Genomic DNA, 25,229 nt, shown 5'->3' with positions numbered 1-25,229 from the left:
GAAGCATGATTCGGTTCGGGTACAAGGCGTCGGCGGAGCAGTTCCCGCCGTCGGAACTCCTCAACTACAGCGTCCTGGCCGAGGAGCTCGGCTTCGACTCCGTCTTCGTCAGCGACCACCTGCAGCCCTGGCGGCACGACGGCGGCCACGCCCCGGCCGCGCTGCCCTGGCTGGGCGCGCTGGCCGCCCGGACCGAGCGGATCCTGATCGGCACGAGCGTGCTCACGCCGTCGTTCCGCTACCACCCGGCCGTGGTGGCCCAGGCGTTCGCCACCCTGGGCTGCCTCGCGCCCGAGCGGGTCGTGCTCGGCGTCGGCTCCGGCGAGTCGCTCAACGAGGTGCCGCTGGGCATCGCCTGGCCCGACGGCAAGGAGCGCTTCGCCCGGCTCAAGGAGGCCGTGCAGCTCATCCAGAAGCTGTGGCGCGAGGACCGGGTCACGTTCGAGGGGCAGTACTACTCCACCGAGAACGCCACGATCTACGACAAGCCGGAGAACCCGGTGCCGATCTACATCGGCGCCTCCGGCCCGTCCGCGACCCGGCTCGCCGGCCGCATCGCCGACGGCTTCATCACCACCAGCGGCAAGGGCCGCGAGCTCTACACCGACACGCTGCTGCCGGCCGTGCGCGAGGGCGCCGAGAAGGCCGGCCGCCAGATCGACGACCTCGACCTGCTGATCGAGGTCAAGGTCTCGTTCGACGACGACCACGAGAAGGCGCGGCAGGACACCCGTCACTGGGGCGCCCTGGCCCTGACCCCGGACGAGAAGACCGGCGTCGAGGACCCGATCGAGATGCAGCGGCTCTCCGACCAGCTCCCGGTCGAGCGGACCGCCTCACGCTGGATCGTCTCGTCCGACCACGACGAGCACGCCGAGAAGATCACCGAGTACCTCGACATGGGCTTCAAGCACCTGGTCTTCCACGCGCCCGGGCCCGACCAGGAGCGCTTCCTGCGCCTGTACAGCGAGAAGATCCTGCCCCAGCTGCGCGCTAGGGCTTCTTGACGGAACGGAGCCGGCCCCGGCGGTCGCCCGGGCCGGTTCCCTCGCCGTTGATCACCCGTAGGTCGGGCTGGGACTGGCGGCCGGTGATGCGGCGGCGCCGGGCGCCCACCTCACCCGTCTGCTTCGGGGCGCGCGGCAGGGGCAGCCATCCGTCCTCGGCCGTGCGGGGCTGGACGTCCGGGCCGAGCAGCGGCTCGGGGTGGGCCGACGGGTAGGGCGGCAGCGGGGGATTGAGCGCGCGCCGCTCGCGCCACAGATCACGCGACGGCCCGGTGGCGCGGCGCGCCGCGCTCCAGATGGGCTCGCCGGGCGCCCGCCGGTCGGCCTGCCGCCAGACGTCGGCGGTGACCCGGCCGTCGTGGCTAGCTGCGCCCGCCCCGGCCGCTGTGCCCGCTTCCGCTGCGCCAAGGCTCGCTGGGCCGGGCTCGGCCGGGCGCATTCTCGCGGTGCGGGCCGGAGAGCCGGGCTCGGGCGTGATCCGGTAACCCGGGCCGTCCTGCGCCAGGCGGAAGCCGGAGCCGTGCCGCACCTGCGGGGTGGCCGGGACGGTCGGGGGCGGGGTGTAGGACCGTCGATCCCCGCGCTCGCGGAGCGCGGTGCGCAGCCAGTGGTGCAGGCGGGAGCGGTCCGCCCGCCGGGCCCGGCGGATCGGCGGGAAGGCGACGGTGGCGACCTCGGCCACGACCAGACCGCGGACGGCCGGGCGGATGGCCAGCAGCGGGCCGATCTCCGGTCCCTCGCCCCAGGCGGCGCCGGCCCGCGCGGCCGGGTCGGGCAGGTCCAGGTGGGCCAGCGCGTCCCGCCAGAACGCGGCATAGCCGAAACCGGGATCGGTGCGGCGGGTGCCGAGCAGCGCGTTCAGGCACCAGACGAGGATCAGGTCGGCCCACCGGCGGAACCGGCCCCCGGTCAGGTCGCGCCCGCCGGCCGAGTACCGCGAGCCGACCGCCACGTCGGCCCCGGCCACCAGCGCCTCGACGAACCGCGGGATCTCGGCCGGGTCGGTCGAGCCGTCGCCGTTGAGGGTGACCACCACGTCGCCCCGGGCCACGGCCGCCCCGGCGGCCAGCGCATGACCGGGGCCGGGCCGGGTAGGAGACACCACGACCGCGCCAGGCCGCAGCGCCCGCGCCGCAGTTGCGGCCCGCGTGCCCGCCTCGGCCACCACCACGACCTCGTCGACCGGGGGCAGGCCACGCAGCATCAGCGGCAGGCTCGCGGGATCCCGCACGGGCAGGACGACACTCACGGAGGGTGATGACGGGCGGGCGCGGTTCGTCGCTGCGGAAAGCGGCGAAGGAAGCATGGCGGTGCTCCTCAAGCTTGTTCCTGATCTTCGAAACTACCGGTCGGCAACCGATCAGCAACTCACCAGTTCGGCCGAGGAGGATCGGTCCCGCGGGTCGAACCCGTCCCCGCGTTTGGGACGCCGCCACCCTCCGTACAGCAAATGGGGTTAAGTTTTTCTCTGTCTATCGCTGCGTGCGAAGGGAACGGCCGTGAAACTGGGCTTGCACATCTCGAACTTCACCTGGCCCGAGGGAGCGCCGAGGCTGGGGCCGGTGCTGGGCGAGGTCGCCGCGGCGGCCGACGAGGCCGGCTTCGAGCGGATCAGCGTGATGGACCACCTGTGGCAGATCGGGCCGATCGGCCCGCCCGAGTGGGACATGCTCGAGGCCTACACCGCCCTGGGCTTCCTGGCCGCGCACACCAAGCGGGCCAAGCTGCTGACCCTGGTCACCGGGGTCGTCTACCGCGAGCCGGGCCTGCTGGCCAAGGCGGTGACCACGCTCGACGTGCTCTCCGGGGGCCGGGCCATCCTGGGCATCGGCGCCGCCTGGAACGAGGAGGAGTCGAAGGGCCTTGGCTTGCCGTTCCCGCCCACCAAGGAGCGCTTCGAGCGGCTGGAGGAGGCGCTCAAGATCTGCCGGCAGATGTTCGCCGGCGACGAGACGCCGTTCGAGGGCACGCACTACCGGCTCGGCCGGCTGCTGAACTCGCCGGCGCCGCTGAGCCGGCCGCGCCCGCCGATCCTGATCGGGGGCGGCGGCGAGAAGAAGACGCTGCGGCTGGTCGCGCAGTACGCGGACGCCTGCAATCTGTTCCCGGTGCCGGAGCTGCAGCACAAGCTCGACGTGCTCAAGCAGCACTGCGAGGACGTCGGCCGTGACTACGACGAGATCCAGAAGACCGTGATGGTCCCCTTCGACCTGGGCGAGAGGGGCGAGAAGACCGGCGAGATCATCGAGGCCCTCACCCGGTACGCCGCGATGGGTTTCGAGGTCGGGCACGGCGGCCTGCGCAACGTGTGGGACACCAAGCAGTTCGAGATCTTCGCCAAGGAGATCGTGCCGGCGGCGGAGGCGTTGTGACCGTCTCCGCGGTGATCTTCGACCTGGACGGCGTCATCATCGACACCGAGGAGGTCTGGGAGGACGTCCGCCGCAGTTACGTCGCCTCCTTCGGCCGGTCCTTCCTGCCCGATACGCAAGATCGCATGATGGGCATGAGTACGGGTGAGTGGTCCACCCACCTCGCGGAGGAAGTCGGCGTTCCGCGCACACCGCAGCAGGTGGCCGACGATGTGCTCGGGCAGATGGCCTTGCGGTACAAATCTGACTTGCCGCTCATTCCCGGCGCAGTGGACGTGGTGCGCCGGCTCGGCTCGACCTTCACCCTCGGGCTGGCCAGCTCGTCGGCCCGGGTGCTGATCGACCAGGTGCTGGCCACGGCCGGCCTGACCGGCGCCTTCCAGGTGACGATGTCGACCGAGGAGGTGCCCCGGGGCAAGCCGGCGCCGGATGTCTATCTGGCCGTGGCCGAGAGGCTCGGGGTGGCGCCGGCCGACTGCGCGGCGATCGAGGACTCCAGCAACGGCCTGCGCTCGGCCGCCGCCGCCGGGATGGCAGTGATCGCCGTCCCGCACGGCGTCTACCCACCGGCGCCGGACGCGCTGGCCGGGGCGTCCCTGGTCGTCAAGCGGGTCGGCGAGGTGACGGCCGAAGCGGTCGCGGCTCTGCGGTGAGCTCCAGGTTCGTGGCCCGGTCGGCCGCGATCTTGAAGGTCAGGTCGAGGAACCACCGGCGGTTGTTCAGGTAGTTGCGCAGACGGATGCCGCGGGCCGTCCTGGGGGCCAGGAATCGGCCGGTCGTGTCGCCACCCTTCTGGGTGCCGCGGGCGAACCGGCCGATCCGCTTCTCGTACGCTCCGAAGGCCTCGCGGTGGTTGCCGCCGGCGGCGGCCAGTTCGGCGGCCAGGACGTACGCGCCGACGAGCGCCGTGCCGTTGCCCTGCCCGCCGATCGTGGCCCCACTCGCCGCGTCGCCCACCAGCGCGACCCGGCCCCGCGTCCACTCGGGGGCGTCGACCCGGCAGATCTGGTCGAAGTAGAGATCGTCGGCCTTCCGCAGAGCGTCGAGCAGCTGGGGAGCCCGCCAGCCCATGCCGGCATAACGGTCCCGCAGGATCGACTTCTGCTCGGCGAGGTCGTGGCGGTCGTAGGTGAGCTTCGGCGAGACGAAAGCGGCGAAGGCCCCGTCCCGGCCGGTGCTGATCATGCGGCCGGGCTCGTTGTAGAGGACGAGGTCTTCTTCCGTGCCCGGCGCGGCCCAGGTCGCCACGTAATAGCCCAGATGCTTGACGAAGCGCTCCTCGGGCCCGAAGGCCAGCCGCCGCACCCGCGAGTGCACGCCGTCCGCCCCGACCACCAGATCGAACGTTGTCTGCCGGCCGCTCGCGAACGTGACGTCGACCCCGCCCTCGTGCTCGTCCAGGGACGCGATGCTGTCGCCGAACAAGTAGTCGGTGTGATCGGCGCCGGCCGTCACGAGGATCCGGGCCAGGTCGCCGCGGCGTACCTCCAGATCGCCGCCGGCCAGCCCGGCCGGCCACTCCATCAGCTTGGCGCCGCTCGCGTCGACGAAGCGCATCGCCGTGCCACCGGTCTCGACGGCGCGCAGCTCGTCGAGCACGCCCATCCGCTCCAGCAGCCCCATGTGCAGCGGGCCGCGGAAGTCGACCGCGTTGCCGCCCGTCCGCAGCTCGGGCGCGATCTCCACGACGGCCGGCTCGAGGCCGAAGCGGCCCAGCCAGTAGGCCAGCGCCGGCCCCGCGATGCTCGCGCCCGAGATCAGAACCTTCATGACGTCCTCCCCGTTCCAAACTGTGTCCACCGGACTCGATTTATTCTGTGTACGGTAGACACTGTTTGGAGGAGAGGCAAGATGTTCTTCTGGGAGGAGCGGCCGCGGACCCGCGGCCCCAAGCCGGCGCTGACTCTTGATCAGATCGCTGGGGCCGCGATCGCGGTGGCCGATGCCGAGGGGCTCCCGGCGGTCTCCATGCAGCGGGTCGCGGCCGAGCTCGGCTTCACGAAGATGTCGCTCTACCGCTACGTGCCCGGCAAGACCGAGCTGGTGGCGGTGATGCTCGAGCGTGCGCTCGGCGGGCCGCCCGGGGATCTGTCGGATTTGTCATGGCGGGACGCGCTGTCGGCGTGGGCGTCGTCTCTGCTCGAGCGCTACGAGGCGCACCGGTGGGCCCTGGAGGCGACCGCCGGGGCCCGGCCGATCGGGCCGAACGAGCTGGCGTGGATGGAAAGCGCCCTGACTGTGCTGCCGGCCGGGCTGACCGGGGCCGAGCGGATGGATGCCGTGGCCACCATCGCCGGGCAGGTGCGGATGATCGCCGGCCAGTCCGGCACCGCGGAAAGCGAGCTGACCGCCACCATCGGGCTGGTGCTGCGCGAGCATGCCGATCGATTTCCGGCGCTGACCGCGGCGGTGACCGACGCCGCCGCCCGGGGCGGCCAGGACCAGGCCTTCCGGTTCGGGATCGAGCGGATCCTAGACGGGATGGAGGTCCTCATCCAACGCCGGTAACGCGAAGGACACATTCAGGTGTGAAAGATCTTCGCATGGGGTAGGCCATGGCGACTTTCGCCATGGAGGTGGCCTGTGGAGGTACTTGCGGCGAGCGGCCTACGGCTCGACCTCGACATCTTCGATTACCTGATCCTGATCCTCTACTTCGGCACGGTGCTCGGTGTGGGCTTCGCGGCGCGGAGAGCGATCAAAACGAGCGCGGACTTCTTCCTGTCCGGCCGCTCGATGCCAGCCTGGGTCACCGGTCTCGCATTCGTCTCGGCGAACCTGGGCGCGCTGGAGATCCTCGGCATGGCCGCCAACGGCGCCCAGTACGGGTTGATGACCCTGCACTACTACTGGATCGGCGCCGTGCCCGCCATGGTGTTCCTGGGCATCGTGATGATGCCGTTCTACTACGGCTCCAAGGTGCACAGCGTCCCCGAGTTCCTGCGGCGGCGCTTCAACAACTCGGCCCACCTGTTCAACGCGGTCAGCTTCGCGGTGGCCCAGGTCCTGATCGCCGGCGTCAACTTGTTCGCCCTAGCGCTGATCTTGCAGGCGCTGCTGGGCTGGCCGCTGTGGGTCTCGATCGGCCTCGGCGCGGCCATCGTGCTGATCTACATCGGCATCGGCGGCCTCTCCTCGGCCATCTACAACGAGGTGCTGCAGTTCTTCGTCATCCTGGCCGGTCTGCTCCCGATCACGATCGTCGGCCTGGTCAAGGTCGGCGGCATCGACGGCCTGTTCGACAAGGTGCGCCAGACCTCGCTCGGCGAGGCCGGCCTGCACACCTGGGCCAACACCGCCTCCAGTGACAACCCGCTCGGCGCGAACTGGATCGGCATCATCTTCGGCCTCGGCTTCGTGCTCTCGTTCGGCTACTGGACGACGAACTTCGCCGAGGTCCAGCGGGCGCTGTCGGCCAAGGACATGAGCGCGGCCCGGCGTACGCCGATCATCGGCGCCTTCCCCAAGCTGCTGATCCCGGTCGTCACCGTCATCCCCGGCCTGATCGCCCTGGTCACGGTCAAGGGCCTGGGCGCCGAGTCGGGCGACCTGACCTACAACAACGCGATCCCGCTGCTGATGCGTGACCTGCTGCCCAACGGTGTGCTCGGCGTCGCCGTCACCGGTCTGCTCGCCTCGTTCATGGCCGGCATGGCGGCCAACGTCAGCGGGTTCAACACCGTCTTCACGTACGACATCTGGCAGCCCTACATCCGCAAGGGCCGCAGCGACGACTACTACCTGAAGGTGGGCCGCTGGGCCACCCTCGGCGGCGTGGTCATCGGCATCGGCACCGCGTTCATCGCGGCCGGCTACGACAACATCATGAACTACATCCAGGCGCTGTTCTCGCTGTTCAACGCCCCGTTGTTCGCGACCTTCATCGTCGGCATGTTCTGGAAGCGGATGTCGTCCTGGGCCGGCTTCTGGTCGCTGCTGCTGGGCTTCCTGGCCTCGCTGGCGCTGTACATCGGGCACCTGACCGAGACCATCCACTTCAACTCCGACCTGGAGGAGAGCTTCTGGGGCGCCGGCGCGGCCTTCATCACCGCGGTCGTCGTGGCGATTCTGGTCAGCCTGTTCACCCCGGCCAAGCCGGAGGAGGAGCTGCGCGGCCTCGTCTACGGCCTGGGCGGCTCCAGCACCAGCAGCGAGACGATCATCGCGGGAGACAAGGTGTGGTGGCGCAACCCGGTCCTGCTCGGTGCGATCGCGGTCGTGCTGGCCTTCGTCCTGTACATCCCGGTCTGGTAAGGAGAGCCCGTCATGGCTGAAGACGAGAAGAAAGAAGCCTCCGCGGCGGCGCGGCTCTTCGACGTACGGCGGGTGATCGGCGGCCTGTTCGTCGTGTACGGCGTGATCGTCACGCTGCTCGGAATCTTCGACAACCAGTCGGAGATCGACAAGGCGGAGGGCGTCCGGATCAACCTCTGGATGGGCATCGCGATGCTCGTCCTGGGTGTGCTGTTCCTGCTCTGGCTCCGGCTCAACCCGCCCAAAGCCCCCGAAGTGACCGATTCCGAGGATGTCAGCCCCACCGGCGACCGCCACTGATGTCCGAGACGGTGTGACCCGGTTGCGGTCGGGTTGCACCGCCTCCCCAATCCTTGGAGTGCGGGCGCCCGCCGTCCGATAGACACGGCATGGAACGCGTCGCCCCCATCAGCTACGCCACCAGCGGCGGCTACCGCTCCGCCGGGTGGCAACAACAGGTCAGAGTCGACTACGTGGTCAACAAGGTCATGCAGACCCACCGAGGACAAACCGAGGACTCGGTCGCGCAGGCCATCCATGACCAGCTCCGCGCCGTCGGCGTGGTGCCCAACGGCCGTCAGATCGCGGTGTACGCCGCCGCGATCTCGGCCCTTCCCGAATTGCCACCCAACAACAAGTAAATGCTCTAGGCCGCGGGGAACCGCAGGATCCGGTCGTCACCGTCCTGCGGATCCCCGCGGCCGTCTCTGTTCGAGGTGGTCACCCACAGCGAGCCGTCCTTTTCCACCGCGACCGTGCGCAGACGGCCGTACGTCCCGCCGAGCTCGGCCCGGGGCTCGCCGCCACCGTTCAACGGCACGACCCAGAGCCGCTCGCCGCGCAGCCCGGCCACGTACAAGTTGTCGCCGGCGACAGCCGCCCCGGACGGCGAGGCCTCATCGGTCGACCACTGCACGATCGGGTCCTCGTACCGGGTGTCGCCGGCCTTGCCCTCGACCTCGGGCCAGCCGTAGTTCCTCCCCGGCTCGATCACGTTGACCTCGTCCCACGTGTTCTGGCCGAACTCGATGCCGTACATCTTCTTGTCCGCGCCCCAGGCCAGACCCTGCACGTTGCGGTGACCCAGCGACCAGACGGGGGAGCCCTCGGTGGGGTTGCCGGGCGCGGCGGCGCCGTCCCGGGTGATCCGCAGGATCTTGCCGTTCAGGTCGTCGCGGTCCTGCGCGGCGCGGCCGTCCCCGGCGTCACCGGTGCCCACGTAGAGGAAGCCGTCGGGGCCGAACGCCAGCCGGCCGCCGTTGTGGATGCCGGCCTTGTCGATCCCGTCAAGGATCACCTTCGCCTTCCGGTCACCGTCGAAACGGACGATCCGGTTGTCGCCGGCGGCGGTGAAGTACGCGTACACGTACTTGTTCTCGTCGTAGCCGGGGTCGACGGCGATGCCGAGCAGGCCGCCCTCGCCCTCGGCCGACACGCCGTCCACGTGATAGGCCGTGGTGGGGTCGCCGCCGCCGGCCGGGATGCGCAGGATGTCGCCGCTCTCCCGCTCGCTGACCAGGGCGCTGCCGTCGGGCAGGAAGGCCAGGCCCCAGGGGACCTCGATCCCGGTGGCGATGGTCTGCGGGTTCTCCAGTCTCAGATCTTTCGCGCCCGCCGAGCTCGACGTGCTCGGTGCGGCGGCATAGGTGGCCTCGCCCCTCGGCGTGCTCTCCGCGTCCGAGCAGCCGACGAGCAGCGCCGTTCCGGCGGCGGCGAAGGCGAGACGCGTTCGTGCGGCGGCAGTCATCGGTCAACGGTGCCACGCCCCGGTGGACTTCACCCATTCGCCAGACCCGCGATCTTCGTTCGTCCGAAGATGGGGCCGCGCGGCGAACGGCCGTGCAGGGCGGAGATGCAGCGCGTGCGAGCAACCGCGCGACCCTTCCGGGCCGCGATCCTCACCGTGATCACCCTGCTCGCGTACGGGGTGACACCGGCCCCGGTCTCCGCGGCCACCTACCCGATCACCTGGAAGGCCTGCCCCGAGGACGCCCAGGTCCAGTGCGGGACGATGCACGTCCCGGCCGACTGGAAGAACCCGTCCGGCCCGGCCGTGATGCTGACCATCGCCCGCCGCAAGGCCACCGATCCCGCCCGCCGGCTCGGGGCGCTGCTGGTCAACCCGGGCGGCCCCGGCGGCTCGGCCGTCGACTTCGCCTTCGGCGCCACCACCTTCTTCGGCGCCGACGTCCGCGCCCGCTTCGACATCATCGGCGTCGACCCGCGCGGCGTCGGCCGCAGCACCCCCGTCCTGTGCTCCCGCGACCTCGTCGACGCCCAGCCCGACCCGCTGATCACCAGCCAGCGGGCGTACGACGCCACGATCGCCCACAACCGCAAGCTCGCCGCCGACTGCGCCGCCCGCACCGGCCCCGTCTTCCCGCACGTCGACACGGCCAGCGTCGCCCGCGACATGGACGCCGTCCGGGCCGCCCTGGGCGAACAGAAGATCAGCTTCTACGGCGCGTCCTACGGCACCCTGATCGGCCAGCAGTACGCCCAGCTCTACCCGGCCCGCCTGCGCGCGCTGGCCCTCGACGGCGTCATGGACCACAGCGTCGACCTCAACGCCTTCCTGACCGAGGAGACCGACGCCGCCGAGGACGCCTTCCACCAGTTCATCGCCTGGTGCGGCCGCGACCCCCAGTGCATCCTGCGCGGCCAGGACGTCACCAAGGTGTGGGCCACAGCCGTGTCCCGGGCCCGCGCCGGCACACTGCAGAACCCGTACGACCCGCCCCAGCCCTTGACCTTGTCCGGTCTGATCGGGGCCGCGTTCGCGGCGTTCTACGAGCCCCAGTGGTACTCCTTCGCCTACTACCTGCGGGACGCGCTGGCTGCCAAGCCCACCGCCCGCAGCGCCCCGCCCCCACCGGTCGACCTGATCGACCACAGCTTCCCCGCGGTCATCTGCGAGGACTGGCGCCTCCCGATCACCAGCTTCGGCGACCTCAACGGCCGCCTGCAAACCCTGGCCCGCCGCTCACCGAAGATGCTGGTCTCCCCGCTGGCCCTCGCCGCCGTAGCCGGCTGCCTGGGCTGGCCGTCCCCACCGGACAACCCGCAGCGGCCGGCCCCGCCACCCCGCACCACCGCCCCCATCCTGCTGGTCAACTCCCGCCACGACCCGGCCACCGCCTACCCGTGGGCCCAGCGCGTGACGCGGCAGTTAGGCCCCCGAGCCACCTTGCTGACCTACGACGGCTGGGGCCATGTGATCTACAGCCGAAGCCCATGCGTGGCCACCGCCATCGACAAGTACCTGACGACGCTGGCCGTGCCCGCCGCCCGCACGACATGCCCGAAGGTGGATCCCCAGCCCTTCGGGGTTGGCTGATCCCTCGGCGTCCCATCGGCCGCGCCGTCCCCCATCGGCCGCGCCGTCCCCCATCGGCCGCGCCGTCTTCGCCGCCCGCGCGAGCCGATGCTCGATGTGCCCAGGCCCACCGCGCCGCGCTCGCCGTGCCATGCCGTGTCGCGCTTCGCCCGCTCGCCGCCCGCGCGTGCCGCCCTGCCGCCGTGCGTGCCGCCCTACCGCCACGCGCGCCCGGCGGCACTTGCCGCACGCCAACCGCCGCGCTTGCCGTCCCGCGCTCGGTCGCCGCGTATGCCGCCCCGACCACCGCGCCCGCGCCTGCCATGCCGCGCTTGCCATGCCCGAGCCTTCGCGCGGCCCTCGCCCTGACCCGCCGTGCCGCGCCCGCGCCTGGCGTGCTGCGCCCGCGCCTGGCGTGCTGCGCCCGCGCCTGCCGTGCTGCGCCCGCGCCTGCCGTGCTGCGCTCGCGCCTGCCGTGCTGCGCCCGCGCCTGCCGTGCTGCGCTCGCGCCTGCCGTGCCCGCGCCTTCGCGCCGCCCTCGCCCTGACCCGCCCTGTCTGCCGTGCCGCGCTCGCCCACCAACCCGTCTGCCCGCGCCTTCCGCGCCAGGGCCGGGGCCGTTGCCCGCGTTGGGCGCACTGCATCCGCCCGCGTTGAGCACGCTGCACCCGCCCATGTCGAGCCCGCTGCGCCCCGCGCGCCAGACCGGCCGTGCCCGCAGGTCCGCCCGCTCGGGCCGCGCCCCACAGTGCCCACCCACCCGGGGGACCGCCCCGATGCCATTCTCCCGCGGGGTCGCATGATCAGGACGGGGCGCTGTGGATGACCGGTCATTGTGGATAGCGCCTACGGATCAATGGGATGTGGTAAGGCCGGTCGTTCAGGTGCGGGCGGGCGGGGTACAGGATTCGGCGGGAACGAGGGCACGGGGGCCGCCGCGATGATTTTGACCCGCTATGTGGGGGCTGCCGTGTGTGCGCGGCTGGCCGATGAGGGGGCGCGGGTTTCGATTCTGCTGCTGGCGCTCGACCGGACCGGGGACGAGGCGCTCGGTGGGCTGCTGATCGCGGCGCTGATGGTGCCGCATGTGCTGGCCGCGCCGGTCACGGGGGCGCTGGCCGATGCCGCGCGCAGCCGGCGGCTGCTCTACTTCTTGGCCTTCTTGGGGTACGCGGGTGCGCTGCTGGCCGGGGCGGAGCTGATCGGTCACTCGACGGCGGCTTCGGTCGTGCTCCTGGTGCTCGCCGGCTGCTGCGCGCCGCTGCTGATCGGTGGGCTGAGCAGCCTGCTCGGCGATCTCGCGCCGGGCCGGTTGGAGCGTGCGTTCGGGTTCGACGTGATGTCGTACAGCATCGCGGGGATCGCCGGGCCGGCTCTGGCCGCCGTCGTGGCCGATCTCGCGGGCGCCTCCTGGTCGGTCACGGCCCTGGTCGCCCTGGTCGTGGCCGGCGCGCTTCTGGTCGTCTCGCTGCCACTGCCCGCCGGGCGCTCTTCCGCGCCGTCGGGCGAGCGGCGGCGGTTTCGGATCGAGTCGCCGTTGGCGGGGGTTGTGGTCATGGTTCGGCGGCCGCGGCTGGGGGCGGTCACCCTCGGGACGATCTTCAGCATGCTCGGGGTGGGTGCGCTGCCGCTGGTCGCCGCGTTGCTGGCTGATGAGGCGGGGCGGTCCGAGCTGACCGGTCTGACGCTGTCGGCGGGGGCGGCCGGGGGGCTGCTCACCTCGCTGGTGCTCACCCGGTGGCCGATCCGGCGCTGGTCGCCGGAGTCGGTGGTGGCGGTTTCGCTGGCTGCCACGGCGGTGCCGTTCTTCCTGCTCACCCTGCTTCCGCCCGGCTGGGCCGGGCTGCCGCTCTTCGCTGTGGCGGGGGCGCTGGGCGTGCCGGTCTCGGTCGCGGTCTTTGCCGTACGGGATCAGGAGTCGCCGCCGGAGATTCGTACGCAGGTCTTCACACTCGGGGCCGGCGTGAAAGTCACCGCGGCCGCCACCGGCGCGGCCGTCGCCGGGTTGGCGGCGGATGCCGGAATTGTGGCCCTCTTGGTCGGGATCGGGGTCTGTCAGGCGCTGGGCGCGGTGGCCGTCGTCCTGGTGGGGCGGGTTACCCCGGCGCGGCCGCCCGCCGCGAGTATTGTTAGCCAGGCTAACTAGATGAGGAGGCGCCTTTGAGTCGCCGAGCGCCCCGGGCGTCCATCGACCGCGACGTCCGCAAGAGCTGGCTGCGCCGGGCGCTGCCGCTGGTCAAGGCCCACAAGACCCTGCTCATCACGTCGCTCACCCTGTCCTTCGTCGGGTTGATCGTGCAGGTGCAGATCCCCAACCTGGTCCGGATCGGGATCGACGACGCGGTGGTCGAGCGGACCGGCGACCTGACCAAGTACGTCTGGTGGATCGTCGGCCTGGCCCTGATCCAAGGGTTGATCAATTACCTGGCCCGGCTCTACCTGCTCCGCACCGCGTACGAGCTCGAGTACGACCTGCGCAACATCGTCTACTCGCATCTGGTGCGGATGCCGTTCGGCTTTTACGACCGGGTGCAGACCGGCGAGCTGATGTCGCGTTCCGGCTCCGACATCCGGGCCGTGCAGATGTACCTCTCGTTCGGCCCGTCGATCCTCGTGCAGTGCCTGATCGCGGTCGTCGCCTTCGGCCTGATGCTCTCGATCAACGTGCCCCTGGCCATCGTGGCCATGGTGACCATGCCGGTCATCGGGGTGCTCGGGGTCAGCATGCGCAAGGCGATCTTCCCGGTCTCCTGGCTCATCCAGGCCCGCCTGGCCCAGCTCGCGACTGTCGTCGACGAGAACATCCAGGGAGTACGCATCGTGAAGGCGTTCGCGGCCGAGGGGCGCCAACTGCGGTCGCTGGCCGAGAGCGCCGACCGCATCCGCTGGGCGTACCGCCAGGACGCGCGCATCCGTAGCCGGTGGAACCCGCTGCTCGACAACCTGCCCCGGCTCGGGCTGGCCCTGGTGCTGCTGGTCGGTGGTCTCATGGTGATCGACGGGCACACCACCATCGGCACGATCGTCGCCTTCAACTCGTACGTCCTGATGTTGCAGCCGCCGTTCCGGATGCTCGGCATGATGATCATGATGGGGCAGCGGGCGTCGGCGTCGGCGCGGCGCATCTACGAGATCCTCGATACCCCGTCCGACGTGGTGGACGGCCCGGACCCGGTCGTCGTGCCGTTGCGCGGCGAGCTTGCGTTCGAGGGGGTCGTCTTCGCGTACCCCAACGGGACCGTCGCCCTCGACGGCCTGGACCTGCGCATCCAGCCGGGGGAGACGGTGGCGGTGGTCGGCGGCACCGGCAGCGGCAAGTCGACGCTGGGGCGGCTGGCCGCGCGGTTCTACGACGTGACGTCGGGGCGGGTGAGCATCGACGGGCACGACGTGCGCGATCTGAGCCTGGCGTCGCTGCGCGAGCAGGTGGGGATCGTGCCGGACGAGCCATTCCTCTTCTCCCTCTCGATCCACGACAACATCGCGTACGGCAAGCCGCACGCCTCCCGGGACGAAGTCGTCGAAGCCGCCGTCTCCGCCGGCGCCGACGAGTTCATCCGGAAGCTACCGGAGGGGTACGACACTGTGGTCGGCGAGCGTGGCTACACGCTCTCCGGCGGGCAGCGGCAGCGGGTCGCGATCGCGCGGGCGCTGCTGGTCAACCCGCCGATCCTGGTGCTGGACGACGCGACCAGCGCGATCGACGTGACGGTCGAGCAAATGATCCACTCGTCCCTGCGCGACAAGATGCGCGGCCGGACGACCCTGATCGTGGCCCACCGCCTCTCCACGATCAGCCTGGCCGAGCGCGTGGTCCTGATGGAGAACGGCCGCGTGATCGCCGACGGCACCCATGAATCCTTGTTGGCGACCGAACCGCGCTATGCGGAAGTTCTGGCTGCGCAGGTGACCGCATGAGCATGTTCGGGGGCGGCTTCGGCGGCTTCAACACCGGTGGGCGGCCCACGATGGGCGCGGCCGGCCGCAAGGGCAACGGCCTGCCGTTCTCCGGCATCCCGGACGACCTGGCCGAGGGCGTGGCCAAGCTCGAGTCCCGCGAACCCGACCACGGCGACCCCGGCGCCCGCTACGACCCGCACGGCGACCAGGGCGCGCGGATCTCCATCGGCCGGCTGCTGATCGGCCGGCCGGGTCTGCTGATCGCCGCGTCCCTGGCCATCCTGGTCGAGACCTTGCTGCTGCAGGCCGGGCCCTATCTCGTACAGGTCGGTATCGATCATGGAATTGCCGACCGCAACGTCCGGGTGCTCGTCATCGCGACCGCCTGCTTCGTGGCCGCGATCCTGCTGACCGGCCTGGCCACCGCGATCCGGATGCGCAAGAGCGGCCTGCTCGCCGCGGCCGCCACCCGTGACCTGCGGATCCGCATCTTCGCCCACCTGCAGCGCATGTCGCTCGACTACTACACGCGGGAGAAGGCCGGCGTCACCCTGACCCGGATGACCTCCGACGTGGAGTCGCTGCAGAACCTGTTGCAGGACGGCTTCGCCCAGTTCCTCATCCAGGGGCTGACCATGGTCGTGGTCACCGGCGTGCTGTTCCACTACAACGCCGAGCTCGCGATCATCACGCTGGTGCTGGTCGTGCCGCCGTTGACGATCGCGTCGCTGTGGTTCCGGCACGCCGCCGACCGCGGCTACAACCGCCAGCGCGACACCATCGCCGCGATGTTCGCCGATCTGGCCGAGTCCCTCAACGGCGTACGCGTCGTGACCGCGCACAACCGGCAGGAGCGCAACGTCGAGGCGCACCGCGAGGTGGTCGGCTCGTACCGCGACGCCAACGACTGGACGGGCCGGATCAACGCCATCTACGGCCCCGGCACGTCGGTCATCGGCCTGATCGCGATGGCCGTGATGCTGCTGCTGGGCGGCCGGATGGTGCTGCGCGGCGAGCTGACCGTGGGCGAGCTGACCGCGTTCGTCCTCTACATCAACTCGTTCTTCCAGCCGGTGCAGCAGCTGGTCCAGCTCTACACGCAGTACCAGCAGGGCAAGGCGGCCATCGGCAAGATCCGCGGGCTGCTCTCGTCCGAGCCGTCCGTCGTGCCCGGCACCGCCACGCTGCCGCCGGTCGAGGGCGAGATCGTCTTCGACGACGTGACCTTCGGCTATCGGCCCGACCGCCCGGTCCTGGAGGGCGTCAACCTGCGGATCGCCCCGGGCGAGACGGTCGCCTGCGTCGGCCCGACCGGCGCCGGCAAGTCGACCCTGGCCAAACTGGTGACGCGTTTCTACGACCCCTCCCAGGGCGCAATCAAGATCGACGGGTACGACCTTCGCGACGTGACCCTGGAGTCGCTGCGCCGCCAGATCGGGGTCGTCCCGCAGGAGCCGTTCCTGTTCGCCGGCACGTTGCGCGACAACATCGCCTTCGCCCACCCGGAGGCCACGGACGAACAGGTGTGGGCCGCGGTGGACGCGGTCGGCCTGCGTGAGCTGGTCGAACGCTCGCCGGAGGGCCTGGACACCCCGCTGCACGAGCGCGGCCAGTCGGTGTCGTCGGGTGAGCGGCAGCTGCTCGCCCTGGCCCGCGCCTTCCTGGCCTCGCCCCGGGTGGTCGTGCTGGACGAGGCCACCTCCAGCCTCGACCTGCGCTCCGAGCTGCGCGTCGAGGCCGCCCTGGACGCCCTGCTCGAGGGCCGGACGGCCATCCTGGTCGCCCACCGGCTGTCCACCGCGATGCGGGCCGACCGGATCATCGTGGTCGACCACCACCGCATCATCGAGTCCGGCTCGCACGCCGAGCTGGTGGCCGCGGGTGGCCCGTACGCGGCAATGTTCGAGACGTGGGCGGCACATTCGCACTGAGTCTGGTAGGCAGAGATAGACCGTCAGCTCTGACTACTTCGGAGGATCGATGCGGATCTTGCCGGTACTGGCTGCGCTTTCCCTTTCGGCGACGGCGCTCGCCGCCCCCACACCGGCTCTCGCCGGCACTCCCACCCTCGCCCCCACGGCCACCGGGTACGGCGGGGCCGTGGCCACCGTCGACCCGACCGCGACCGCCGTCGGCCTCGACGTGCTGCGCCGCGGCGGCAACGCGGTCGACGCCGCCCTGGCCGCCGCGGCGACCCTCGGCGTGACCGAGCCGTTCTCGGCCGGCATCGGCGGGGGCGGCTTCTTCGTCTACTACGACGCCCGCAAACGCTCCGTCTCCACGATCGACGGCCGCGAGTCGGGCCCGGCGACAATGAAGGAGACCCACTTCATCGACCCGGCCGACGGCCAGCCGTACGACTTCCCGGAGGCGCGCGTCTCCGGTCTGTCGGTCGGCACGCCGGGCACGCTCGCCACCTGGGACACGGCCGCCCGCAAGTGGGGCACCCGCTCGCTGGCCAGCCTTCTGCAGCCCGCCGCGAAGGTGGCCGACCGCGGCTTCAAGGTCGACGCGACGTTCCGCCAGCAGGTGGCCGACAACGCGGCCGCGTTCGGCCAGTTCGAGTCGACCAGCGACATCTACCTGCCCGGCGGCGCGCCCCCGGCGGTCGGCTCCACGCTGCGCAATCCGGATCTGGCCGACACGTACCGCCTGATCGCCCGCAAGGGCATCGGTGTCCTCTACAACGGCCCGGTCGGTGCCGACATCGTCCGGACCGTGCAGAGGCCGCCGGTCGCGGCCGACCCCATCGGCGACTGGGCCTACCCGATCCGCCCGGGCACGCTGACCACGTCCGACCTGCGCAACTACCGGGTCCGTACGCCGTCTCCGACGCGTTCCGACTTCCGGGGCCTGACCGTCTACGGCATGTCGACCCCGTCCAGCGGCGGGGTGGCGGTCAGCGAGGCCCTGAACATCCTGGAGAAGGCCAAGGTCACTCCGCAGAACGCGCTGCACTACTACCTGGAAGCATCGGCCCTCTCCTTCGCCGACCGGAACCGCTACGTCGGGGCGTACACCCGGCCTGAGGTCCTGAAGAAGTTGGTCTCGGACCGGTGGGCCGGCCAGCGCGCCTGCCAGATCGACCCGGCGAAGGCGCTGACCAAGCCGGTCCCGCCGGGCGACATCAACGCCACCGGTTGTACGCCGGCGCGTGTGGGCGGCCCGGCCGAGCAGGGGATGAGCACCACGAACCTGACGGTGGCCGACAAGTGGGGCAACGTCGTCGAGTACACGTTCACCATCGAGCAGACCGGCGGCAACGCCATGGTCGTGCCCGGTCGCGGCTTCCTGCTGAACAACGAGCTGACCGACTTCAACTTCACCAACACGCAGGCCCCGGCGGCCGACCCGAACCTGCCCGGCCCCAACAAGCGCCCGCGCAGCTCCATGTCGCCGACGATCGTGCTCAAGGACGGGAAGCCGTTCCTGGCCCTGGGCTCGCCCGGCGGCGCCACCATCATCACCACCGTCCTGCAGATCCTGGTCAACCGCCTGGTCCTCGGCCAGTCCCTGCCCGCCGCCATGGCCGCCCCGCGGGCCTCGCAGCGCAACACGGCCGGCATCCAGGCCGAACCGGCCTTCCACACCACGTACGGCCCGGCGCTGACCGCCCTCGGTCACACGTTCGGCCCCGACGTGGCCGAGCTGGGCGCCGCCACCGCCATCGAACTGACCCCCCGGGGCGGCTTCATAGCCACGGCCGAGCCGGTACGCCGCGGAAGCGGCGCCGCCGCAGTAGTCCACCCCACCCGTTGATCCCCGCGGGCATGGCCGGCCCTCCCGGCCATGCCCGCCGGCCGCCCCGCCCTGGCGGAATGTCCGTTCGGTCCACAGCGGATCCCCGGGGAGCCATGCCGCCCCGGCGCACGGACGATCTAGTGTTTCGCCCCTGGATCACAGACATCGATGACCTGTACTGTTCGCCGTCGTGCGCCCGCTTTTCGTGATCGTCGTCGCCGTCCTCGCCGGTTTCATCATCAGCCCCCTGCTGCGGGCCAACGCCGCCTGCACGGCCGCCCCCACGGCCCTCGACAAGTGGAGCGACGAGCAGATCGCCAACGCCCGCCTCATCGTCGACATCGGCCACGACCGCCGGGTACCCAGCGCCGGCCAGGTGATCGCCGTGGCCACCGCCCTGCAGGAGTCCCACCTGCGCAACCTCCGCGGCGGCGACCGCGACTCCATCGGCCTGTTCCAGCAGCGCCCGAGCCAGGGCTGGGGCACCCCCAAACAGCTGTCGGACCCGGCCTACCAGACCCAGAAGTTCTACGACAAGCTCCTCCGCATCGACGGCTGGCAGTCCATGCGCCTCACCGACGCTGCCCAGGCCGTGCAGATCTCCGCCTTCCCCAACGCCTACGCCAAACACACCCCCGCCGCCACCAAGCTGGTCGAAGCCCTGAACGCCCCCACCACCACCTGCACCGCCGACGCCTGACCTTCCTCCGCCACCAGCCTGTCCGGCTTACCGGGTCCGCCGGCCCACCAGATCCGCCCGGCGCGTCCGCTGGCCCATCGCGGCGCTAGTAGGCAGCCAGCTCGTGCCCTCGTCTGGTGGCCCGGCTGGGCCGGCGGGGTGCGTGGGCTGATGGGGTGCCCTGGTCTGACGAGGTGCTGGGCCGACGGGGTGCGTGAGCCGATGGGGTCCACTCGGCTCACCAGGCCCGCTCGGCCTACCTGGTCTGTCCGGCCCGCCCGGGCCCGCTCGGCCCCGATCGGCCGGCCAGGCCCGCCGAACCGATCGGCCGGCCAGGCCCGCCGAACCGATCGGCCAGCCACCCGCGCGTCAGACCTCTCGCGGCCGTGGGCGATGGCCGCGTAGGAGAAGGCGACCAGGAAGGCCCGGTCCGCCCGGTTCACCAAGCCGGGCCACTCAGCCCGGCCCGCCGCGCCAGCCGTTGTCGCGCGATTTGCCCCGACAGGTCCGCTCAGCATGCCCGGCCGGCCGAACCGGTCGGTCGGTCACCCGCGCCTCAGGTCTTTCACGGTCGCGGGCGAGGGCGGCGGCCAGGAGGCCGGACCGTCCGGCTCCACTAGGCCTGACCTGCGCAACTCGGCCCACACTGCTCGCCCTCGAGGCCCCGCCGGTCGGGCCTGTGAGGTTCGCCCGCGAGGCTTGCGAGGCCAGCCTGGTCCGCGAGGCCCCCAAGGCCCGCCCCGGCCCGGCCCACCCCCGCCCGGCCCGCCCCGGCCCACCTCCGCCCGGCCCGCCCCGGCCCACCTCCGCCCGGCCCGCCCCGGCCCACCCCCGCCCGGCCCGCGTGGGTGTCGCGGCCGGCCCGCCAGGCCCGCGCGGCCCGTCGGTTCGGCGCCGGCGGGCTCGCTCAGCCTGGGCGGCCCGTCAAGGCGGTCCGGCTTATTCAGAGTCGCGCGGGTGTGGCTGGGGGCGGCTGTGGGCGGGGCTCGTCACGGGTGGGCCTGGTCGTGGTTGGGGAGCTGTTTGCGGGCGGGGGCGCCGCACGACGCGCAGCGGTGGTCGGGGCGGGCGGCGATGTGGTGGCGGATGGTGAGGGTGAAGAGGAGGGCGGCTGCGGCCGTGGTGGTGACGATGATGGCGCTGGTGGCCAGGGTCTTCCAGTCCGGGATCGGGCCGCCGCCGTACCACTGGGACGCGAGGGTGCCGGCCATCTCGCGCAGGAACAGCATGCCGATCGGTCCGATGAGGACCAGCAGGGCCCAGCCGCCTGCGGCGTCGCCCCGGGCGGCGAGGGTTACGCCGAGCAGGACCGCGGCGATGAGCAGCGTGATGCCGGCTGCGGTCAGCGTCTGGTCGATCGTGTAGCCGTAGTAGCCGAGGATGGAATCGCCGCTCGACAGGGACTGGAGGACGATCGGCACCGTGGCCGCGACCACGCCGAGCGGCAGCAGCCGCACCCACAGCGGGAAGCCGCCGCCGGCGCCGAGGGCGACGACGCCCAGCGCGGCCTGGGCCACGAGCACGAACAGCGGTGGTCGCAGCAAACCGGTCAGTGTTGACACCGGCACCACGGCCACGGTGATGACCAATGCCAGGCCCGTCGCCATGCGCGCCCACCCGCGGCCCCGGTCGACCGCGAAGGCCACGGCCGTCAGGAGCCAGGCCGCCCACACTGCTGCCCCGAGCGACACGAACGGGCCGACCGGGGGTGGGCTCCACTGCTCGTGGGACGGCTGCACCTCGAGCACCGACCAGCGCACGGCCAGGGCCACCCCGGTCAGCAGCGCGAGGACCCCGGCCAGGCGCAGGCCCGGGCGCAGGCTGGTCGCCGCCGTGGCCCGTAGGTGTTGCTGCACGCCGCCGCCGGCCAGGTCGGCCACGTCGCGGAATGTCGGCCAGCGCTGCCCGGGGGCGGCCAGCTGGAGGTAGGTGCCGACGAGCTCGGTGGCGCGCCCGTGCCCGTACGAGCCGGGGTAGAAGAAGCCGATCAGCCACAGATAGCGGCGCTCCAGGTCGCTCATGCCAGCCCCTCCTTGAGCCGGGTCACGCCCCGCAGTCGGGCGGTGGCGGCCTCGACGTTGCGGCGCATCCGCTCGGTCTCCTCGGCCAGGATCTCGCCGCCCTGCTCGGAGAGGCGGTAGTAGCGGCGCAGCCGGCTGTCGACCACCTCCTCGTGGTCGACTTCGACCAGGCCGGCGTCGGCCAGCCGGTCGAGCGCGCCGTAGAGGGTGCCCGGCCGCAGCGTCACCCGGCCGTCGGAGAGGCGGCTGACCTCGGTGATCAGCGCGTAGCCGTGCAGCGCCGCACCCGCCAGCGCGGTGAGGATCAGGAACGTCGGTTCTCGAAGCGGTGTTTCCACGTCACGGAATATATCGGCTCCGAGGGTATGGTGAAAGCCCTCAGAACGGGTACTCGCGGAGGATGAGCGATGAGAGCGATGAGAAGGACGCCGGTTCCAGCACCGACCAGCACGTCAGCGGCCTCGAGGAGCACGGCGAGTTCACCACCGACAAGACGCCCACGGCGACCACGCCGGCCGACGGCAGCACCAACGCCGGCATCAACGAGACGAAGGCCAACCGCCAGGAGCCGCCGGACTGACGATCAGCGGGTGACCAGCGGCAGGCGGACGAGCACGGTCGTCCCCGGACCCTCGTGGTCCAGCAGCTCGATGCTGCCGTGATGCTTGCTCACCACCGCGCGGCTCAGGGTCAGCCCGAGGCCCGTGCCCGGCATGGCCCCGTCGCGGGCCCGGGCCGTGCGGTAAAGCCCGGTGAACATCTTCTCCCGCTCCTCGGCCGAGACGCCGAGGCCGGTGTCGGAGACGGCGAGCTCGGCCGCGTGGCCGGTCGCCCGCAGCGTCACCCCGATGCGGCCGCCGTCGGGGCTGTACTTGACCGCGTTGCCGAGCAGGTTGTCCACCACCTGCCGCAGCCGCTTGCGGTCGCCCGGCAGGACCAGCTCGTCCGGCACCTCGTCCTCGATCACGAGCGGGGCGCCGTCGATGGCGGCCCGCGCCTTGGCCACCGAGTCGCGGACCACCTCGGCCAGGTCCATCGGGGTCAGCTGGACGTCGGCGTGGCCGGTGTCGAGCGCGTTCAGCTCCAGCAGCTCGTTGATGATGTCGCGCAGCGAGTTCGTGTTGCGCTCGATCACCTCGAGCAGCCGCGGGCCGTCGGCCACCAGCGACTTCTCGTCCGCCTCGCGCAGCAGCTCGGTGTAGGCGCTGATCGACGTCAACGGCGTCCGCAGCTCGTGCCCGACGAGCGCGAGGTACTCGTTCTTCGTACGGATCAGTTGCCGTTGCAGGTCCTCGACGAGCCGTTTCTCCACGAACTGGCCGATGTGCGCGGCGATGCCCGACATCAGGGCGAGCAGCTCGTCCTCCGGGTCCTCGATGGTGTCGGCGAAAACGGTGAGCACGCCCAGCGTCTCGAAACCCTCCCGCACCGGGATGGCCAGCGCCGTGTGCAGCCGCGAGGTGGCCGCGGTCTCGGCCGCGATCAGGCTCTGCGGCCGGCCCACGTCCCGGATCCACAATGGCTTGCCGACCTGCCAGGAACGACCAGCCAGACCCTTGCCGTACGGAAGATCGACCGGTGTCTCGATGTCCTCCTGCCAGCCGGGCGCGCTCCACCGGGCGGCCGCCCGCACGACCGCGGCCGCCTTGTCGACCAGCCACAACTCGGCGTGCACCCAGTCGAGCGTGCTGACCACCGACTCCAGCACGCGCGGCCCGGCCGCCTCGATGCTGGGCGCCTCGGCCAGCGCGGTGATCACAGCCAGCTCGCATGTGCGGAACCGCTCGACCCGCTTGCGCCGCGTCACGTCCTGCACGGCCTGGACCGCGCCGACCGTGTGCCCGTCCGGCCCGACGATCGGGTGCGCGTCGACCAGGTAGTGCCGGGAGCGGCCGTGCTGACCGTGCAGCACGACCTCGGTGTCGGTGACGTGGTCGCCGCGCAGCGCCCGGAAAAGCCCCAGATCGTCCCGCCCGATCGGCTTGCCGTCCCCGTCGGTCAGCTGGTCGAGCGTCTCGTCGGAGAGGCCGCTGTCGCCCCACAGCTTGCGCATCCGCTCGTTGACGAAGACGATCCGCCCCCGCTCGTCACATGCGGTCACCCCATCGTGCAAGCTGTCCAGCACCGCGTCGAGGAAGCGGCGCTGCCGGTCGATCTCGTAGCGGTTGAGCTGTTCGGTGATGAGCAGCGTGCTGACCTGCGCCGCCTCGGCCACCGAGGCGATGTCCGCGGCCGACCAGGCCCGGGGCCGCTCGTCGACCGCGCAGCAGATGCCGAGCACGGCGCCGTCCCGGTCCCGGATCGGGTGCCCCAGATAGGCGCCACCGGACCCGGGACTGTCGGCGGGCACCCGCTCGTCGGCGCCGATGTCGTCGATCACCAGCGGCGCGTCCCCGCGCACGACCAGACCGGCCAGCGAATCGTCGAGGGGCGTGTCGGCCACGTCCTCCCACGGAGTCGTGAGCCCGTACCCTCCGTACAGCCGGAGCTTGCCCGCCTGCACGAAGTGGATCATCCCGACCGGCGCGTGCGCGGCCCGCGCCACCAGCGCCGCCAGCTGATCGGCGGCCCCGCTGGTCAGCACCCCGCGATGCAGCTCGGCCACCTGCTCCAGAAGCCCCTCGGGCCGCCACGGGAGCCCACCCCCGGCGTCCGGCGCGGGTCGTCCGCCGCCCAGGCCGGGTTCCTCTCGCCGCATCGCCTACCTTCCGGCCCGCCTCCGTTCCCTTCACCCTATAAGGTGCCAATACCTTGAAAGCCCCAATTCCCGAGGTACGCGTCGTTGCGCCTACCCGGCGCGGCGGCGGTAGCGCAGGTCGGTGATGGGGCGGCCGGCGAGGGTGCCGCGGCGTTCGAACTTTGTTTCCGGGCGGGTGGCGCGGCCGGTGTCGAGGCGTTGCAGGCCGGGGTCGGCGTCGAGGGTCTCGGCCATCGTTTCGGCGTAGTGGGGCCAGTCGGTGGCGCAGTGCAGGATGCCGCCGGGGCGCAGGCGTTCGCGGAGCAGGGCCACGTTGCCGGGGCGGACCAGGCGGCGTTTGTGGTGGCGGGCCTTGGGCCACGGGTCGGGGAAGAAGATGTGTACGGCGTCGAGGGAGGCCGGTGCGAGCCGGTGCACGAGCTCCATGGCGTCGCCGCGGGCCACGCGCAGGTTGGTCAGGCCTTGTTCGCCGGCCAGGGCGAGGAGGTTGCCGATGCCGGGTGTGTGCACCTCGATGGCCAGGTAGCTGCGGGCCGGGTCGGCGGCGGCCATCGCCGCGGTCGTGTCACCCATGCCGAAGCCGATCTCCAGCACCACCGGCGCGTCCCGGCCGAAGAGCTCGGGCAGGTCGAGGGGCGTACGGTCGCCGTCCTCGACGGTCAGGCCGATGCGCGGCCAGAGCTCGGCGTGGGCGTCGGCGTGCCGGGCCGACATGCGGCCCCGGCGCGGATGGAAGGTACGGATCGGTGGGTGATGCTGCACCCGCCCAGTTTTTCAGGCGCTGACGTCGATCCGGCGGGCGGCCGTGGTTGCGGTGAGGTAGGACAGGGCCTTGTCCATGTACGGCGCCACCGGATTGGGGCCGCCCGTGCGCTCGTACCGCCGGTTGAGGTCCTTGATGTAGAGGGCCGAGGCCTCCTGGCCGGGCGCGAGACGGCCGGCCGCGCGCTCACCGGCGATGATCGCGGCGAAGGCCGTCGGGTGCTCCTTGGCCGGGTCGAAACCGGGTGGGACGCGCTGCCCGGTGACCTGGAAGATCAGCTCGCGGTCGGCTCCGGTGAGCGTGTCGAAGTCGCTGCGGGGCGCCGGGGGCTTCTCCGTGCGGGAGGCCCGGTGCACCGGGGTGATCGGTGGGTGCGGGGTTCGTGCGGTGCCGAGACCGGAGACGGACATGTTTCCTCCATCAGATGCGCCGGCCGGTGGCAACCTCGTTGCCACCGGTCGACAACCTCATCGGCACT

The 25,229-nt window shown here is 71.6% G+C and carries 22 protein-coding genes; 14 read left to right on the top strand and 8 right to left on the bottom strand.

What is annotated here, in order from left to right; genetic code table 11:
* The first annotated feature begins 5 nt into the window (after window positions 1-5).
* The gene (fgd, locus tag AB0J66_RS46115; protein ID WP_364674801.1) at window positions 6-1,007 is read left to right on the top strand and encodes a glucose-6-phosphate dehydrogenase (coenzyme-F420); all 1,002 of its coding nucleotides are present in this window, start codon (window positions 6-8) and stop codon (window positions 1,005-1,007) included.
* Here the strand turns inward: fgd and AB0J66_RS46110 are convergent.
* Window positions 994-2,256, bottom strand: a complete 1,263-nt coding sequence (locus AB0J66_RS46110; RefSeq protein ID WP_364674798.1) for a glycosyltransferase — start codon at window positions 2,254-2,256, stop codon at window positions 994-996. The genes fgd and AB0J66_RS46110 overlap by 14 nt on opposite strands.
* Before the next feature lie 250 nt (window positions 2,257-2,506).
* Here AB0J66_RS46110 and AB0J66_RS46105 point away from each other — a divergent pair, with 250 nt between their 5' ends.
* The gene (locus AB0J66_RS46105; RefSeq protein ID WP_364674795.1) at window positions 2,507-3,379 is read left to right on the top strand and encodes an LLM class F420-dependent oxidoreductase; all 873 of its coding nucleotides are present in this window, start codon (window positions 2,507-2,509) and stop codon (window positions 3,377-3,379) included.
* A complete protein-coding gene (locus tag AB0J66_RS46100; RefSeq protein WP_364674792.1) occupies window positions 3,376-4,032 on the top strand; it encodes an HAD family phosphatase in 657 nt (218 codons plus the stop codon). The genes AB0J66_RS46105 and AB0J66_RS46100 overlap by 4 nt, the downstream gene beginning before the upstream one ends.
* On the opposite strand, the gene AB0J66_RS46095 is transcribed toward AB0J66_RS46100, so the two are convergent.
* A complete protein-coding gene (locus tag AB0J66_RS46095; protein ID WP_364674789.1) occupies window positions 3,983-5,149 on the bottom strand; it encodes an FAD-dependent monooxygenase in 1,167 nt (388 codons plus the stop codon). The two genes, AB0J66_RS46100 and AB0J66_RS46095, sit on opposite strands and share 50 nt — an antisense overlap.
* A gap of 81 nt (window positions 5,150-5,230) precedes the next feature.
* Between AB0J66_RS46095 and AB0J66_RS46090 the strand changes: the two genes are divergently transcribed.
* The 4 genes from AB0J66_RS46090 (at window position 5,231) to AB0J66_RS46075 (ending at window position 8,274) form a co-directional block, all read left to right on the top strand.
* Window positions 5,231-5,887, top strand: a complete 657-nt coding sequence (locus AB0J66_RS46090; protein ID WP_364674786.1) for a TetR/AcrR family transcriptional regulator C-terminal domain-containing protein — start codon at window positions 5,231-5,233, stop codon at window positions 5,885-5,887.
* A gap of 75 nt (window positions 5,888-5,962) precedes the next feature.
* Complete coding sequence (locus AB0J66_RS46085; RefSeq protein WP_364674784.1) at window positions 5,963-7,633, top strand: sodium:solute symporter family protein; 1,671 nt, start codon at window positions 5,963-5,965, stop codon at window positions 7,631-7,633.
* Between the two features lie 12 nt (window positions 7,634-7,645).
* Window positions 7,646-7,933 (top strand): hypothetical protein, encoded by a 288-nt coding sequence (locus AB0J66_RS46080; protein WP_364674782.1) that lies wholly within the window; start codon window positions 7,646-7,648, stop codon window positions 7,931-7,933.
* Window positions 7,934-8,022: 89 nt separating this feature from the next.
* The gene (locus AB0J66_RS46075) at window positions 8,023-8,274 is read left to right on the top strand and encodes a hypothetical protein (protein WP_364674779.1); all 252 of its coding nucleotides are present in this window, start codon (window positions 8,023-8,025) and stop codon (window positions 8,272-8,274) included.
* A 5-nt stretch (window positions 8,275-8,279) separates the two neighbouring features.
* Here AB0J66_RS46075 and AB0J66_RS46070 read toward each other — a convergent pair whose 3' ends face one another.
* Window positions 8,280-9,380 (bottom strand): PQQ-dependent sugar dehydrogenase, encoded by a 1,101-nt coding sequence (locus AB0J66_RS46070; RefSeq protein ID WP_364674776.1) that lies wholly within the window; start codon window positions 9,378-9,380, stop codon window positions 8,280-8,282.
* A gap of 105 nt (window positions 9,381-9,485) precedes the next feature.
* On the opposite strand from AB0J66_RS46070, the gene AB0J66_RS46065 reads away from it, so the two are divergent.
* The 6 genes from AB0J66_RS46065 to AB0J66_RS46040 all read left to right on the top strand — a co-directional run bounded on the left by AB0J66_RS46065 (window position 9,486) and on the right by AB0J66_RS46040 (window position 19,290).
* Window positions 9,486-10,970: an alpha/beta hydrolase gene (locus tag AB0J66_RS46065; protein WP_364674774.1), complete on the top strand. Its 1,485-nt coding sequence runs from the start codon at window positions 9,486-9,488 to the stop codon at window positions 10,968-10,970.
* 919 nt (window positions 10,971-11,889) lie between these two features.
* Window positions 11,890-13,095, top strand: a complete 1,206-nt coding sequence (locus AB0J66_RS46060; RefSeq protein WP_364674771.1) for an MFS transporter — start codon at window positions 11,890-11,892, stop codon at window positions 13,093-13,095.
* Between the two features lie 14 nt (window positions 13,096-13,109).
* Window positions 13,110-14,867, top strand: a complete 1,758-nt coding sequence (locus tag AB0J66_RS46055) for an ABC transporter ATP-binding protein (protein ID WP_364674768.1) — start codon at window positions 13,110-13,112, stop codon at window positions 14,865-14,867.
* Window positions 14,864-16,780, top strand: coding sequence for an ABC transporter ATP-binding protein (locus AB0J66_RS46050; RefSeq protein WP_364674766.1), 1,917 nt, complete (start codon window positions 14,864-14,866; stop codon window positions 16,778-16,780). The genes AB0J66_RS46055 and AB0J66_RS46050 overlap by 4 nt, the downstream gene beginning before the upstream one ends.
* A 49-nt stretch (window positions 16,781-16,829) precedes the next feature.
* Window positions 16,830-18,608 carry a gamma-glutamyltransferase gene (ggt, locus tag AB0J66_RS46045; RefSeq protein ID WP_364674763.1) on the top strand — a complete coding sequence of 593 codons (1,779 nt, stop codon included), beginning with the start codon at window positions 16,830-16,832 and terminating at the stop codon, window positions 18,606-18,608.
* Between the two features lie 172 nt (window positions 18,609-18,780).
* Window positions 18,781-19,290 carry a peptidase M23 gene (locus AB0J66_RS46040; protein WP_364674760.1) on the top strand — a complete coding sequence of 170 codons (510 nt, stop codon included), beginning with the start codon at window positions 18,781-18,783 and terminating at the stop codon, window positions 19,288-19,290.
* Between the two features lie 968 nt (window positions 19,291-20,258).
* Here AB0J66_RS46040 and AB0J66_RS46035 read toward each other — a convergent pair.
* Window positions 20,259-21,290, bottom strand: coding sequence for a hypothetical protein (locus AB0J66_RS46035; RefSeq protein WP_364674758.1), 1,032 nt, complete (start codon window positions 21,288-21,290; stop codon window positions 20,259-20,261).
* A complete protein-coding gene (locus AB0J66_RS46030; RefSeq protein WP_364674755.1) occupies window positions 21,287-21,628 on the bottom strand; it encodes a PadR family transcriptional regulator in 342 nt (113 codons plus the stop codon). Before AB0J66_RS46030 ends, AB0J66_RS46035 begins: the two co-directional genes overlap by 4 nt.
* Window positions 21,629-21,690: 62 nt before the next feature.
* Between AB0J66_RS46030 and AB0J66_RS46025 the strand changes: the two genes are divergently transcribed.
* Window positions 21,691-21,870 (top strand): hypothetical protein, encoded by a 180-nt coding sequence (locus tag AB0J66_RS46025; RefSeq protein WP_364674752.1) that lies wholly within the window; start codon window positions 21,691-21,693, stop codon window positions 21,868-21,870.
* 3 nt (window positions 21,871-21,873) lie between these two features.
* Here the strand turns inward: AB0J66_RS46025 and AB0J66_RS46020 are convergent, their stop codons facing one another.
* The 3 genes from AB0J66_RS46020 to AB0J66_RS46010 all read right to left on the bottom strand — a co-directional run bounded on the left by AB0J66_RS46020 (window position 21,874) and on the right by AB0J66_RS46010 (window position 25,161).
* Window positions 21,874-23,988 carry an ATP-binding protein gene (locus AB0J66_RS46020; RefSeq protein WP_364674749.1) on the bottom strand — a complete coding sequence of 705 codons (2,115 nt, stop codon included), beginning with the start codon at window positions 23,986-23,988 and terminating at the stop codon, window positions 21,874-21,876.
* 90 nt (window positions 23,989-24,078) lie between these two features.
* Window positions 24,079-24,702 (bottom strand): tRNA (guanosine(46)-N7)-methyltransferase TrmB, encoded by a 624-nt coding sequence (gene trmB / locus AB0J66_RS46015; RefSeq protein ID WP_364674876.1) that lies wholly within the window; start codon window positions 24,700-24,702, stop codon window positions 24,079-24,081.
* A gap of 60 nt (window positions 24,703-24,762) precedes the next feature.
* Window positions 24,763-25,161: a hypothetical protein gene (locus AB0J66_RS46010; protein WP_364674747.1), complete on the bottom strand. Its 399-nt coding sequence runs from the start codon at window positions 25,159-25,161 to the stop codon at window positions 24,763-24,765.
* Window positions 25,162-25,229 lie beyond the last annotated feature (68 nt).

It is taken from the genome of Actinoplanes sp. NPDC049598, assembly GCF_040675435.1.
In the GTDB taxonomy this organism is placed as follows: Bacteria; Actinomycetota; Actinomycetes; order Mycobacteriales; family Micromonosporaceae; genus Actinoplanes.
Note: the sequence above shows the minus strand (reverse complement) of the source record. Positions and strands in the feature narration are given on the sequence as shown.

Bases quoted from the DNA above. Each gene is read 5' to 3' on its own strand.
- AB0J66_RS46070 (WP_364674776.1), bottom strand. From the start codon at position 9,380: ATGACTGCCGCCGCACGAACGCGTCTCGCCTTCGCCGCCGCCGGAACG.
- AB0J66_RS46060 (WP_364674771.1), top strand. From the start codon at position 11,890: ATGATTTTGACCCGCTATGTGGGGGCTGCCGTGTGTGCGCGGCTGGCC.
- AB0J66_RS46020 (WP_364674749.1), bottom strand. From the start codon at position 23,988: ATGCGGCGAGAGGAACCCGGCCTGGGCGGCGGACGACCCGCGCCGGAC.
- AB0J66_RS46035 (WP_364674758.1), bottom strand. From the start codon at position 21,290: ATGAGCGACCTGGAGCGCCGCTATCTGTGGCTGATCGGCTTCTTCTAC.
- AB0J66_RS46065 (WP_364674774.1), top strand. From the start codon at position 9,486: ATGCAGCGCGTGCGAGCAACCGCGCGACCCTTCCGGGCCGCGATCCTC.
- AB0J66_RS46080 (WP_364674782.1), top strand. From the start codon at position 7,646: ATGGCTGAAGACGAGAAGAAAGAAGCCTCCGCGGCGGCGCGGCTCTTC.
- ggt (WP_364674763.1), top strand. From the start codon at position 16,830: ATGCGGATCTTGCCGGTACTGGCTGCGCTTTCCCTTTCGGCGACGGCG.
- AB0J66_RS46010 (WP_364674747.1), bottom strand. From the start codon at position 25,161: ATGTCCGTCTCCGGTCTCGGCACCGCACGAACCCCGCACCCACCGATC.
- fgd (WP_364674801.1), top strand. From the start codon at position 6: ATGATTCGGTTCGGGTACAAGGCGTCGGCGGAGCAGTTCCCGCCGTCG.
- AB0J66_RS46075 (WP_364674779.1), top strand. From the start codon at position 8,023: ATGGAACGCGTCGCCCCCATCAGCTACGCCACCAGCGGCGGCTACCGC.
- AB0J66_RS46090 (WP_364674786.1), top strand. From the start codon at position 5,231: ATGTTCTTCTGGGAGGAGCGGCCGCGGACCCGCGGCCCCAAGCCGGCG.
- trmB (WP_364674876.1), bottom strand. From the start codon at position 24,702: ATGTCGGCCCGGCACGCCGACGCCCACGCCGAGCTCTGGCCGCGCATC.
- AB0J66_RS46050 (WP_364674766.1), top strand. From the start codon at position 14,864: ATGAGCATGTTCGGGGGCGGCTTCGGCGGCTTCAACACCGGTGGGCGG.
- AB0J66_RS46095 (WP_364674789.1), bottom strand. From the start codon at position 5,149: ATGAAGGTTCTGATCTCGGGCGCGAGCATCGCGGGGCCGGCGCTGGCC.
- AB0J66_RS46025 (WP_364674752.1), top strand. From the start codon at position 21,691: ATGAGCGATGAGAGCGATGAGAAGGACGCCGGTTCCAGCACCGACCAG.